Origin of the sequence: Streptomyces phyllanthi, from assembly GCF_009377205.1 — a bacterium.
Classification (GTDB): Bacteria; Actinomycetota; Actinomycetes; order Streptomycetales; family Streptomycetaceae; genus Streptomyces; species Streptomyces phyllanthi.
On the sequence record NZ_VJZE01000043.1, the window covers coordinates 23,601 to 35,092 of the forward strand.

Here is an 11,492-nt window from a genome sequence, read left to right on the forward strand (position 1 = left end):
CGCGTTCCCCGGCGCATCCCGCCACCGACCCGAAAGGCCTTCCGTGTCACCGACCCCCGGCCCCTCTTTCCGCGTAACCGCGCTCGACACCTACGACATCCGCTTCCCGACCTCGCGCGAGCTCGACGGCTCCGACGCGATGAACCCGGACCCCGACTACTCGGCCGCGTACGTGGTGCTGCGCACCGACGCGACCGACCCGGCCGGTGCGCCCGACGCGACCACCGGTCTGGAGGGGCACGGCTTCACCTTCACCATCGGTCGGGGAAACGATGTCCAGGTCGCCGCGATCGACGCGCTGCGGAGCCATGCGGTCGGACGGTCCGTCGACGAGCTGTGCGACGACCCGGGCTCACTGTTCCGGGACCTGATCGGCGACAGTCAGCTGCGCTGGCTCGGACCCGAGAAGGGGGTGATGCACATGGCGATCGGCGCGGTCGTCAACGCGGTGTGGGACCTGGCCGCCAAGCGCGCCCGCAAACCCCTGTGGCAACTGCTCGCCGAGGCCGAGCCCGAGTGGCTGGTCCGCCAGGTCGACTTCCGCTACATCACCGACGCGCTCACTCCCGAGGAGGCGCTGGAGCTGCTGCGGCGGGGCAAGGAGGGAGCCGACGAGCGCAGAGCCCGGCTGCTGGAGCGGGGCTATCCGGCGTACACGACCTCCCCGGGCTGGCTCGGCTACGGCGACGAGAAGCTCACCCGCCTCGCCGCCCAGGCCGTCGCCGACGGCTTCCGGCAGATCAAACTGAAGGTGGGTGCGGACCTCGCGGACGACGTACGCCGCTGCCGTGTGGCCCGGTCCGTCGTCGGCCCGGACATCCGGATGGCCGTCGACGCCAACCAGCGGTGGAACGTCGACGAGGCGATCCGGTGGGTCAAGGCGCTCGCCGAGTTCGAGCCGTACTGGATCGAGGAGCCCACCAGCCCCGACGACGTGCTCGGCCACGCCACGATCCGCAAGGCCGTGGGCCCCGTCAAGGTCGCCACCGGCGAACACGTCCAGAACCGCATCGTCTTCAAGCAGCTCCTCCAGGCGGGCTCCCTCGACGTCCTCCAGATCGACGCCGCCCGCGTCGGCGGCGTCAACGAGAACCTGGCGATCCTGCTGCTCGCGGCCAAGTTCGGGGTGCCCGTCTGCCCGCACGCGGGCGGGGTCGGGCTGTGCGAGCTCGTCCAGCACCTGTCGATGTTCGACTACGTGGCGCTGACCGGGACCACCGAGGACCGGGTCATCGAGTACGTCGACCATCTGCACGACCACTTCCTCGACCCGGTGGTGATCCGCGAGGGTCACTACACGGCACCCACCGCGCCGGGTTTCTCCGCCACCATGCGGCCCGAGTCCATCGCGCAGTACACGTTCCCGGGCGGCACCTTCTGGGCCGCCGACCTCGACCGGAAGGACGGACAGGCGGCATGAGCGACTTCGAGGGCCTCAAGGCGCTGGTGACGGGCGGCGCCTCGGGCATCGGCCGGGCCACCGCGGAGCTGCTCGCCGCCCGGGGCGCGCGGGTCGCCGTCCTCGACCTGGACATCTCGGCCGTCGACAAGCCGCTGCTCGGCCACCGGGCCGACGTCACCGACGACACCTCCGTACGGCAGGCCGTGGCCGCCGCCGTCGCCGACCTCGGCGGACTCGACGTACTGGTCAACAACGCGGGCATCGGCGCCCAGGGGACGGTCGAGGACAACGACGACGAGCAGTGGCACCGGGTGCTGGACGTCAATGTCGTGGGCATGGTCCGCGTGGCCCGTGCCGCGCTGCCGCATCTGCGGGAATCGGCGCACGCCGCCATCGTGAACACCTGCTCCATCGCCGCCACGGCCGGACTGCCGCAGCGCGCGCTGTACTCCGCGTCCAAGGGCGCCGTGTACTCCCTCACCCTCGCCATGGCCGCCGACCACGTCCGCGAGGGCATCCGCGTCAACTGCGTCAACCCCGGCACGGTCGACACCCCGTGGGTGGGCCGCCTGCTGGACGCCGCCGCGGACCCGGCCGCCGAACGGGCCGCCCTCGAAGCCCGCCAGCCCACCGGCCGCCTCGTCTCGGCGCCCGAGGTCGCGGGTGCCGTCGCCTATCTGGCGAGCCCGCTGTCCGGTGCCACCACCGGTACGTCACTCGCGGTGGACGGCGGCATGCAGGGGCTGCGGCTGCGCCCGGTGGGCCGGTGAGGACCGTGGAAGGGAGGACCCGCGTATGAGCACGCTCGGTCGCAGCGGGGTCGAGGTCAGCGCCCTCGCCTTCGGCGCCGCGGGAATCGGCAACCTGTACCGCGAGGTGGGCGAGGAGCAGGCGCACGAGGCCGTGGCCGCCGCCCGGCAGCGGGGCGTCCGCTACTTCGACACCGCGCCGCACTACGGCCTCGGCCTGTCCGAACGCCGCCTCGGCGCGGCCCTGCGCGAGCACCCCCGCTCGTCGTACACGGTGTCCACCAAGGTGGGCCGCCGCCTGGAACCCACCCCGAGCGGTGGCGACGACCTGGCGAACGGCTTCGCGGTGCCCGCCACCCACCGCCGCGTCTGGGACTTCAGCGCCGACGGCGTACGGCGCGGCCTGGAGGCGAGCCTGGAACGCCTCGGCCTCGACCACGTCGACGTCGTCTACCTCCACGACCCCGACGACCACGCCGGACAGGCCTTCCAGGAGGGCTATCCCGCCCTGGAGAAGCTCCGCTCGGAGGGCGTCGTCCGGGCGATCGGCGCGGGCATGAACCAGACCGGGATGCTCACCCGCTTCGTCCGCGAGACGGACGTCGACGTGGTCCTGTGCGCAGGCCGGTACACCCTGCTCGACCAGGGTGCCCTGACCGAGCTGCTGCCCGCGGCCGAGGCACGCGGCACGTCCGTCGTCCTGGGCGGCGCCTTCAACTCCGGCCTGCTGGCCGATCCGAAGCCGGGAGCGACGTACGACTACGCGACGGCTCCCGCCGAGTTGCTGGACCGCGCCCTGCACCTGAAGTCACTCGCCGACCGCCACGGCACGACCCTGCGAGCCGCCGCACTGGCCTTCTGCACCGCCCATCCGGCCGTCGCCGGTGTCCTCGTCGGCGCCCGTTCCGCACACGAGGTCCACGACTGCGCCGACCAGTTCGCGGCACCGGTGCCCGCCGCCTTCTGGCAGGAGCTGCGAAGCACCGGCCTCCTGCCCGAAGACGCCCCCGTACCTCCCGAGGAGCCGTCATGAGAGTCGCCCTGCACACCAAGGTCCGCGCCGACCGCATCGAGGAGTACGAGGCCGCGCACCGCGAGGTCCCCAAGGAGCTCACCGACGCGATCCGCGCCGCCGGAGCCACCTCCTGGACGATCTGGCGCAGCGGCACCGACCTGTTCCACGTCCTGGAGTGCGACGACTACGCCCGGCTGCTGGCCGAACTGGAGAAGCTGCCCGTGAACGTCGCCTGGCAGGCCCGTATGGCCGAGCTGCTCGACGTCGTGCACGACTACTCCGGCGAGGGCGCCGACGCCGGGCTGCCCGTCGTGTGGGAGCTGCCGTGAGCGTCGACGCCCACCACCACGTGTGGGACCTCTCCGTACGCGACCAGGACTGGATCACCGGGCCCGAACTCCAGCCGCTGCGCCGTGACTTCACCCTGGCCGACCTGGAACCCGAGGCCCGCGCCCTGCATGTCGACCGCAGCGTCCTCGTACAGACGATCACCGTGGCCGAGGAGACCCCCGAGTTCCTGGCGCTCGCGGAACGGCACGAGCTGGTCGCGGGCGTGGTCGGCTGGACGGATCTGACGAGCCCCCGCGTCACCGACGAACTGGCCCTGCTGCGCGAACTCCCCGGCGGCCGGTACCTGAAGGGCGTCCGCCACCAGGTCCAGGGCGAACCCGACCCCGAGTGGCTGCTCCGCGCGGACGTACGCCGGGGACTCGACGCGGTCGCCGCGGCCGGGCTCGTGTACGACCTGGTGGTGCTGCCCCACCAGCTGCCGGCCTGCGTCAAGGCGGCGGCCGCGCACCCCGGTCTCACCTTCGTCCTCGACCACCTGGGCAAGCCGCGCATCGCCTCCGGAGAACTCGAACCCTGGGCGTCCGACATCAGGGCGCTCGCCGCGCTCCCCAACACCGTGTGCAAGCTGTCGGGGATGGTTACGGAGACGGACCCGCGGACATGGCGTTCGGGCTGGCCGACTGGGGAGCTGCGCCCCTACGCGGAGACCGTGCTGGAGGCCTTCGGCCCCGGTCGGCTGATGTTCGGCTCCGACTGGCCGGTGTGCACCCTGGCGGCGACGTACGCCGAGGTCGTCCACGGTACGGGCGTGCTGCTCCTGGGCCTGAGCCCGGACGAGAAGAAGGAGATCCTCGAGGCCACCGCCACCCGCGTCTACGGCCTCTGACTCCGATAGACACGCCCTGCCCCCGATACACGCCCCTGACCGGCCCACGGCCCCGCCTGCCGCCTACGGTCTCCGACCGCGTACGACCTCCGCACCGGACAACCGTGTCGGCGGCAGGAAATCCCGTACATACGTCCGGTCCCAGCACGCGCCCGTCTCCCGCAGTTCCCGCCACGTCGTGAAGCGGTAGCGGAACAGCCGGGCGCGGATGTGGCGGGGTGGGGCGTCCGGCGGGAACGGGGAGTGGCGCAGCAGCTTCAGCGTGTCGCGGTCGTTCTCCAGCAGCCGCTCCACCAGACCGCCGAACCAGGCACCCGCGTACGCGGGGGAGAGCGCGGCGAACCACATCAGCCAGTCGAGCCGCAGGTGGTACGGGGCGTACTGGCGCGGCCAGCGCCGTGGATCACCCGGCTTGCCCCTGAACTCGTACTCCCGCCACGCGGAGTCCTCACGCGGTACGTCGTCCGCCGTGCCCTCGACCACCACCTCGTACCGGACCCGGCTGACGCTGCCGAACGCTCCGTACGTGTTGACCAGGTGCAGCGGGTCGAAGGAGCGGTTCATGACCTGGCCACGGGAGATCATGTTGCGGACCGGGCGGTAGCTCAGGCCCACCACCAGCGCGGCGACCGCGAGGACCACGACCTCGTACCAGAGCGGAGCCCCGGGCGGCGACGGCCGCTCGCTCGGGAACTCCACGGCGGACAGGGCCACCACGATGGTGATCCAGTTCAGCCAGGAGAAGTTGCCCGACAGCACCAGCCACAGCTGGGTGAGGATCATCAGCGACGCGCCGGCCGTGGCGATCGGCTGCGGAGTGAACAGCAGGACGGGCACGACGAGCTGGGTGAAGTGGTTGGCGGCCACCTCGACCCGGTGCAGCGGCTTCGGGAGACGGTGGAAGAACCAGCTCAACGGACCCGGCATCGGCTGCGTCTCGTGGTGGTGGTCCAGGCACGTCAGCTTCCGCCAGCACTCGTCACCGCGCAGCTTGATCAGCCCGGCGCCGAACTCCAGGCGGAACAGCACCCAGCGCAGCAGGAAGAGCACCACGATCGGCGGCGCCACCTCGTCGTTGCCCAGGAAGACCGCCAGGAAGCCCACCTCCAGCAGCAGGGACTCCCAGCCGAACGAGTACCAGGTCTGGCCCACGTTGACGATCGACAGGTACATCACCCACGGCACGAGCCACAGCAGCATCGCCCCCCACAGCGGGAGCAGCGAGTCCAGCCCCGCGACCAGCGCCACCGACACCGCGCAGCCCGCCCACGCCCAGGCCGCGAAGAAGCGGTCGGAGTAGCGGAAGTGGAACACGCTGGGCGACCGCCGGAACGCAACCCGCCGCACGAAGGCGGGCACCGGCAGCATCCCGCGCTCGCCGAGCAGGGCACGGAACTGCAGCGCGGCGCCCAGGAACGCCACCAGGTAGACGACGGCCAGGGCCCGCTGGAAGACCAGCCTGCTCATCCAGTAGTCGGGGGCGGTGAACCAGTCCACGGCGGAACGCTCCTCTCCTGTCAGCGGCTACCACTCGAAGAATCGGACAAACCCCGGCAAGGTGGCTCCGCGGCTGATCGGGGAGCGAGCGCCCGGTCACTCCGGGACGACCGGCCCGCCCACCCGGACACGATTCTGGCGCCCAACCGCCCGGGCGGCTTCGACCGGGACCCGGACACCGGCCTGATGGAGCGATCCGGGGGAGAACCTCCCCGCGTGGCGCCGTCGGCCGCGGATGGCACTCTGGACGTATGCCGGAACTGCCCGAGGTCGAAGCGCTCCGGGACTTCCTGGCCGAGCGTCTCGTCGGCCACGAGGTCGTCCGGGTGCTGCCCGTCGCGATCAGCGTCCTCAAGACGTACGACCCTCCGGTCACCGCCTTCGAGGGCCGCGAGGTGACGTCGGTGCACCGGTACGGCAAGTTCCTCGGCCTGGAGGCGGGCGGCCTGCACTTCGTGACCCACCTGGCCCGCGCGGGCTGGCTCCAGTGGCGGGACCGCCTCCCCGACGGCCCGCCCCGCCCGGGCAAGGGCCCTCTCGCGCTGCGGGTCGCGCTGGAGACCGGCGAGGGGTTCGACCTCACCGAGGCCGGCACCCAGAAACGCCTCGCGGTCTACGTCGTACGGGACCCGCGGGACGTCCCGGGGGTGGCCCGCCTCGGCCCCGACCCGCTCGCCGCCGACTTCGACGAGGCCCGCTTCAGGGAGCTGCTGGCGGGGGAGCGGCGGCGGATCAAAGGCGCGCTGCGCGACCAGAGCCTGATCGCCGGAGTGGGGAACGCGTACAGCGACGAGATCCTGCACGCCGCGAGGATGTCCCCGTACAAGCAGGCCTCCTCACTCGGACCCGAGGAGACCGGCCGGCTGTACGAGGCGCTGCGCACCACGCTCACCGAGGCCGTCGAGCGTTCCCGGGGGCTGGCCGCCGGGAGGCTGAAGGCGGAGAAGAAGAGCGGGCTGCGCGTGCACGGCCGTACGGGCGAGCCCTGTGCGGTGTGCGGCGACACCGTCCGCGAGGTCTCCTTCAGCGACTCGTCGATGCAGTACTGCCCGACGTGCCAGACGGGAGGCAAGCCACTCGCGGACCGCCGGATGTCACGGCTCCTGAAGTAGTCCCGGCGCCCGTGCGGTCACGGCTCCCGGGCAGCCCCGTTCTCGAGGCGGCCGTGCGGCCGGCGGCTGTTCCCGAGGCTGCCGTGCGGCCCGAGCCTCAGCCGTCCCCACGGACTCGCTCATCCCCACGGCGACTTCAGCGTCACCAGTCGCTCGCCGTCCGAGCGCACCTCGAAATGGCTGATGTCCTCGCGCTGCATGGCCGCGCCGCCCTTCATGGCGGAGGGCGTGTCGGTGTGGTCCGGCGCCATCCAGCTCGTGACCGTCTCCTCGGAACCGTCCTTGCCGATCACCACGAGCTGACACACCCGTGGTCCCGAGGCGTCCTTGACCTGGACGTCGATCTCGCTGCCCCAGAGCTTGTCCGCTGCCTTGACCTCGGCCCACACACCCGTCTTCGTGTCGGTCGCCGCCACGGCGGTCTTCTGCTCGCCCGGCCCCGCCAGGATCGCGACGGCGGGCCCGCCCACGGCGAACACCACCGAGGCCGCGACCGCGAACAGCCAGCGTCTGCGCCCGGCGCGGTTCCGGTTGCCCACCTCGTCGAGCAGCCGGTCCAGCAGCCGCGGCCCAGGGCCCGCGAACGGGTGCACCGAACGGGGTGTCGCCCGGCGGTACAGCATGAGCTGGCGGGCGGCGGGCCGGAACTCTGCGACCTGTACCGCGCACCGAGGGCACTCGCGGAGATGGCCCTCGAAGTGGAAGGCTTCCACCTCGTCCAGCACGCCCAGCGCGTAGGCGCCGACGTCGTGATGACGATCCTGGGACCACATGGCAAATTCCTCGAGCCGGTGATGCGGTGGGGGTTGCTTCTTGCTACCACCGGTACGCACCGGACCGACGAATCACTCAAGTCCCGGATTACGGAATGGCAACCGAGACGTTCGGAGCCGACGGGCCCGCGGATTGGTCGGAGACTAAAAAAGATGGATCGCCAGGTGCCCGAGGGGCAGACCGAGCCGCCAGGCTGGCGTCCACACCTTCGGACCGTCGTCCTCGCCGATGACCGGACCGCCGCCCGGCACCGCGTCCAGATCGGGGGCGAGCAGCTCGGTCTCCTCCAGCCAGCGCCAGGCCGCGGCGGCCAGGTCCAGATCCGGGGAAGGACCGCCCGACTCGGCCGTCTCGGCGGCCAGCCGCGCCATGCGCTCGCGCACCCAGTCCTCCCAGGGCTGGTCGTACGCGGTCAGCGACAGCCAGGTGTCCAGCTGCGAGACGACCCGGATGCCGGAGAGCTCACCACCGGTGTCCGCGAGGAAGATGGTCAGCGCCAGCGCGTCCCGCCCCGCGCGGAACTCGAAGGACGTCGGCGGCATCAGGTCGCCCGTCCGCAGCAGTTCGTCCGCGATGTACTCGGCGTACAACCACGCCATGGGGACGGTCAGTTCACCGCCGCCGGAGCCGTCCGTGCTCTCTTGACCTCTGTGCAGCATCCCTTCCTGCCTTCCTCCGGTGCGTGCGCGTCGCCCGACCCCGGGGCCCGACCCCGGGCCCCCTTGCGGAACACGGATGAAGACAGCTGATGGCTCAACCATGGTCCTCAGCAAGGCGCTTTACTGAGGTTTGACCCGACCATTGGTTTCAGTCCAGGTCAGTCGCGTATCCCGGAAGCACCCGGCGCAGGGCGCGCAGCGCGTAGTACGCGCGGGACTTCACCGTACCGGGCGGGATCCCGAGGGCCTCCGCGGCTTCCGCCACACTCGCCCCCTGGAAGTACACCTGCACCAGGACTTCACGGTGCTCGGGAGTGAGTGTCTTCACAGCGCGGCGTACATCGAGGGCGGCGGCGGACCGCTCGGCATGGTCGGCGCACACCCGCGCGTTCTCCAGTACGGCGTCCCCCACCTCGGCGGGCCTGGCCTGCCGGGCCCGGCGCGCGTCGATGGCGAGCCGCCGCCCGACGGTCAGCAGCCAGGGGCGCACGGAGGTGAAGTCGTCCGCGCGGAGCGCTTCGGGGTGCTGCCAGGCGCGTACGAGCGTCTCCTGCACCAGGTCCTCGGCACGCTGCCGGTCCCCGTCGGACAGGCGCAGCATGAGGGCGAAGAGGGGCCGTCCGTGCTCCCGCTGCAAAGCGGCCAGCTCGTGCTCGGCGGTCGTCCCGTTCGTGATCGTGGTTCCGGCCGTCATGGCCGTATGGGAACGCGCGCCACGCCGCGGGGACAGAGGGCGGTCACGGGTCTGCGGCGGGCGGTCGAACCCGTCGACGAACGGTGCGACGAACGGTCCGGCGAGCCGCTCGCGGCGGGCCCGGCCGCCCCCGCCGGACGGGCTAAGGGTGGCCGGGACCAGGTGGCTCGGTATGCGGATTCGTGCTGACTTATAGGTCAATACGACCGCAACGGGGTGAATTCATGACGACATACACACAGCGGGCGACCGCGGCCTTCCTGCTCCTCCTCATGGCGGGATTCACCGCCTGTCAGACCCAGGACCCGTCGGCGCGGGCACCCGGCAGTGCCACGCCCTCCGCCCCCGCCGCGCTCGCCGAGCGCGACCGCCCCTTCACCCTCGTCGCCTCCGGAGACGTCCTGCCGCACGACTCGATCATTCGCCAGGCCCGCGCGGACGCGGGCGGCACCGGCTACGACTTCCGGCCCATGCTCGCGGGCGTCACCCCCGTCGTCTCCCAGGCGGATGTGGCGATCTGCCACATGGAGACGGTCTACGGCACGGACGGCCAGTACACCGGTTACCCCCTCTTCAGGTCCCCGCCCGAGGTGGCGGAGGCCCTCGCCGCCACCGGCTACGACACCTGCTCCACCGCCTCCAACCACACCCTGGACGCCGGTGCCGCGGGCATCCACCGCACCCTCGACGCGCTCGACCGGGCGGGCGTGCAGCACTCGGGTTCCGCCCGGACGGCGGGCGAGGCGGCCGGCACCACCATGCTGCGCGCGGGCAGCGCCCAGATCGCCCACCTCTCGTACACGTACGGCACGAACGGCATCCCGCTCCCGGAGGGCCGGCCCTGGGCGGTCAACCTCATCGACGCCGACCGGATCCTCGCCGACGCCCGGGCCGCCCGGGGCAAGGGCGCCGACGTGGTCGTGGTCTCCGTCCACTGGGGCAGCGAATGGCAGGAGGCGCCCGACGCGCAGCAACTGGACCTGGGCTCGCGGCTCACCGCCGCCCGCACCGGCGGCCGCCCCGACATCGACCTCGTCCTCGGCACCCACGCGCACGTCCCGCAGGCGTACGAGAAGGTCAACGGCACCTGGATCGTCTACGGCATGGGCGACCAGATCGCCGGTGCGATGGTCAACCACCAAGGCGCCCACGACCCGCGCGGCAACGAGAGCTCGATCGCCCGCTTCACCTTCTCGCCGCCCGCCCACGAGGGCGCCCGCTGGGAGGTGACCAAGGCGGAGTTCGTCCCGCAGTGGTTCGACGTGGGCACCAACCGCGTCGTGAACCTCAACTCCGCCCTCGCACAGGGAGCGGACGTCGGCGCCGTACGTGACCGTATCCGCGAGGTGGTCCTCAGCCGGGGCGCGGCTCAGGACGGCCTGGTCATGGCGGAGTGACCGTCCGCCCGGCCGGCCCCGCCAGGACCCCCGTACGGCTGTGCCCAAACTGCTCCCATCGAGTGGTTCCATGGGACCGTCCCGGTGTTGCCGGGGTGCGTCGGGCCTCCGGCGGGCGACTCATGAGTCATGACGACGGATCACATGTTCACGCGGCGCCGGATGCTCATGGCCGGCGCAGCCGTCGCGGGCGCGACCGCTGCGGCGGGCGCGGCCGCTCTGCTCACCGGGGGCCCTGCGCCGGCCCCCGCCACGGCGCCCGGTGAGGGCCCGGCCGCGGGTGCGCAGGCGCGCCGCGCGCTCAAGCCCTCCTCCTACCGTTTGCAGCCCCTCACCGGCTACGGCCCGACGCGCGCCCGCGCCCGCGGCCGGACCCTCGTCCGGCACGAACCGCTGCTGCGGGTGTCCGGGATCGGCCGCGCCATGGTGCTGACCTTCGACGACGGCCCCGACCCCCGTTACACCCCCAAGGTCCTGCGCACGCTTCGTGAGTACGACGTCCGCGCCATGTTCTTCGTGTGCGGCGAGATGGTCGCGGCCAACAAGGGACTGCTCCGCGAGATGGCCGACGAGGGGCACGTGGTGGGCAACCACACCTGGTCCCACCCGCTGCTGACCGGGATGTCACCCTCCGCGATCCGCTCCGAGCTGGAGCGCACCTGCGAGGTCATCGAGGAGGTGTACGGCGAGGCGCCCCTGTGGTTCCGTGCCCCCTACGGCGCCTGGAACCGCTCGGTCTTCCAGATCGGTTCCGATCTGGGGATGGAGCCGCTGGCCTGGAGCCTCGACACGCTCGACTGGCAGAGCCCGGGCGCCCGCACCATCACCCACCGGGTCGCCCGCGGAGCGGGCCCCGGCGTCGTGGTCCTGGCCCACGACGCGGGCGGCGACCGCTCCCAGAGCGTCGGCGCCCTCCGCGCCTACCTGCCCGCCCTGCTGGACTCGGGCTACCGCCTCACGGTGCCGCGACGGGAATTCGCCTAGGGGCGATACGTGAGGGGGCCGGTCCGCACACG

The 11,492-nt window shown here is 72.1% G+C and carries 12 protein-coding genes; 8 read left to right on the forward strand and 4 right to left on the reverse strand.

Translation table 11 applies throughout. From position 1 onward, the window contains the following. The first annotated feature begins 43 nt into the window (after window positions 1–43). Genes FNH04_RS09465 through FNH04_RS09485 form a run of 5 tightly spaced genes read left to right on the forward strand, consistent with a single transcriptional unit; the run spans window position 44 to window position 4,343 of the window. Complete coding sequence (locus FNH04_RS09465; protein ID WP_322722812.1) at window positions 44–1,420, forward strand: L-fuconate dehydratase; 1,377 nt, start codon at window positions 44–46, stop codon at window positions 1,418–1,420. Then, a complete protein-coding gene (locus FNH04_RS09470) occupies window positions 1,417–2,172 on the forward strand; it encodes an SDR family NAD(P)-dependent oxidoreductase (RefSeq protein WP_152782289.1) in 756 nt (251 codons plus the stop codon). Before FNH04_RS09465 ends, FNH04_RS09470 begins: the two co-directional genes overlap by 4 nt. Window positions 2,173–2,197: 25 nt before the next feature. Continuing rightward, window positions 2,198–3,184 carry an aldo/keto reductase gene (locus FNH04_RS09475; RefSeq protein ID WP_152782292.1) on the forward strand — a complete coding sequence of 329 codons (987 nt, stop codon included), beginning with the start codon at window positions 2,198–2,200 and terminating at the stop codon, window positions 3,182–3,184. Then, a complete protein-coding gene (locus tag FNH04_RS09480) occupies window positions 3,181–3,495 on the forward strand; it encodes an L-rhamnose mutarotase (RefSeq protein ID WP_152782294.1) in 315 nt (104 codons plus the stop codon). Before FNH04_RS09475 ends, FNH04_RS09480 begins: the two co-directional genes overlap by 4 nt. Next, window positions 3,492–4,343, forward strand: coding sequence for an amidohydrolase family protein (locus FNH04_RS09485; protein ID WP_322722814.1), 852 nt, complete (start codon window positions 3,492–3,494; stop codon window positions 4,341–4,343). The genes FNH04_RS09480 and FNH04_RS09485 overlap by 4 nt, the downstream gene beginning before the upstream one ends. A gap of 63 nt (window positions 4,344–4,406) precedes the next feature. Here FNH04_RS09485 and FNH04_RS09490 read toward each other — a convergent pair whose 3' ends face one another. Further along, on the reverse strand, window positions 4,407–5,840 hold the full coding sequence (locus FNH04_RS09490) for a lipase maturation factor family protein (protein WP_322722815.1): 1,434 nt from the start codon (window positions 5,838–5,840) through the stop codon (window positions 4,407–4,409). 251 nt (window positions 5,841–6,091) lie between these two features. Between FNH04_RS09490 and FNH04_RS09495 the strand changes: the two genes are divergently transcribed. Next, a complete protein-coding gene (locus FNH04_RS09495; protein ID WP_152782296.1) occupies window positions 6,092–6,952 on the forward strand; it encodes an Fpg/Nei family DNA glycosylase in 861 nt (286 codons plus the stop codon). A 119-nt stretch (window positions 6,953–7,071) separates the two neighbouring features. On the opposite strand, the gene FNH04_RS09500 is transcribed toward FNH04_RS09495, so the two are convergent. The 3 genes from FNH04_RS09500 to FNH04_RS09510 form a co-directional block, all read right to left on the reverse strand. Continuing rightward, the gene (locus tag FNH04_RS09500; protein WP_152782298.1) at window positions 7,072–7,725 is read right to left on the reverse strand and encodes a zf-HC2 domain-containing protein; all 654 of its coding nucleotides are present in this window, start codon (window positions 7,723–7,725) and stop codon (window positions 7,072–7,074) included. A gap of 144 nt (window positions 7,726–7,869) precedes the next feature. Beyond that, on the reverse strand, window positions 7,870–8,385 hold the full coding sequence (locus FNH04_RS09505; RefSeq protein ID WP_152782300.1) for a hypothetical protein: 516 nt from the start codon (window positions 8,383–8,385) through the stop codon (window positions 7,870–7,872). A gap of 148 nt (window positions 8,386–8,533) precedes the next feature. Next, window positions 8,534–9,079: a sigma-70 family RNA polymerase sigma factor gene (locus tag FNH04_RS09510; protein ID WP_152782302.1), complete on the reverse strand. Its 546-nt coding sequence runs from the start codon at window positions 9,077–9,079 to the stop codon at window positions 8,534–8,536. A 224-nt stretch (window positions 9,080–9,303) separates the two neighbouring features. Between FNH04_RS09510 and FNH04_RS09515 the strand changes: the two genes are divergently transcribed. Then, on the forward strand, window positions 9,304–10,476 hold the full coding sequence (locus tag FNH04_RS09515) for a CapA family protein (RefSeq protein ID WP_152782304.1): 1,173 nt from the start codon (window positions 9,304–9,306) through the stop codon (window positions 10,474–10,476). 129 nt (window positions 10,477–10,605) lie between these two features. After that, a complete protein-coding gene (locus FNH04_RS09520) occupies window positions 10,606–11,460 on the forward strand; it encodes a polysaccharide deacetylase family protein (RefSeq protein ID WP_152782306.1) in 855 nt (284 codons plus the stop codon). The last annotated feature ends 32 nt before the right edge of the window (window positions 11,461–11,492 follow it).

Bases quoted from the DNA above. Each gene is read 5' to 3' on its own strand.
- FNH04_RS09470 (WP_152782289.1), top strand. From the start codon at position 1,417: ATGAGCGACTTCGAGGGCCTCAAGGCGCTGGTGACGGGCGGCGCCTCG.
- FNH04_RS09475 (WP_152782292.1), top strand. From the start codon at position 2,198: ATGAGCACGCTCGGTCGCAGCGGGGTCGAGGTCAGCGCCCTCGCCTTC.
- FNH04_RS09480 (WP_152782294.1), top strand. From the start codon at position 3,181: ATGAGAGTCGCCCTGCACACCAAGGTCCGCGCCGACCGCATCGAGGAG.
- FNH04_RS09495 (WP_152782296.1), top strand. From the start codon at position 6,092: ATGCCGGAACTGCCCGAGGTCGAAGCGCTCCGGGACTTCCTGGCCGAG.
- FNH04_RS09500 (WP_152782298.1), bottom strand. From the start codon at position 7,725: ATGTGGTCCCAGGATCGTCATCACGACGTCGGCGCCTACGCGCTGGGC.
- FNH04_RS09505 (WP_152782300.1), bottom strand. From the start codon at position 8,385: ATGCTGCACAGAGGTCAAGAGAGCACGGACGGCTCCGGCGGCGGTGAA.
- FNH04_RS09510 (WP_152782302.1), bottom strand. From the start codon at position 9,079: ATGACGGCCGGAACCACGATCACGAACGGGACGACCGCCGAGCACGAG.
- FNH04_RS09515 (WP_152782304.1), top strand. From the start codon at position 9,304: ATGACGACATACACACAGCGGGCGACCGCGGCCTTCCTGCTCCTCCTC.
- FNH04_RS09520 (WP_152782306.1), top strand. From the start codon at position 10,606: ATGACGACGGATCACATGTTCACGCGGCGCCGGATGCTCATGGCCGGC.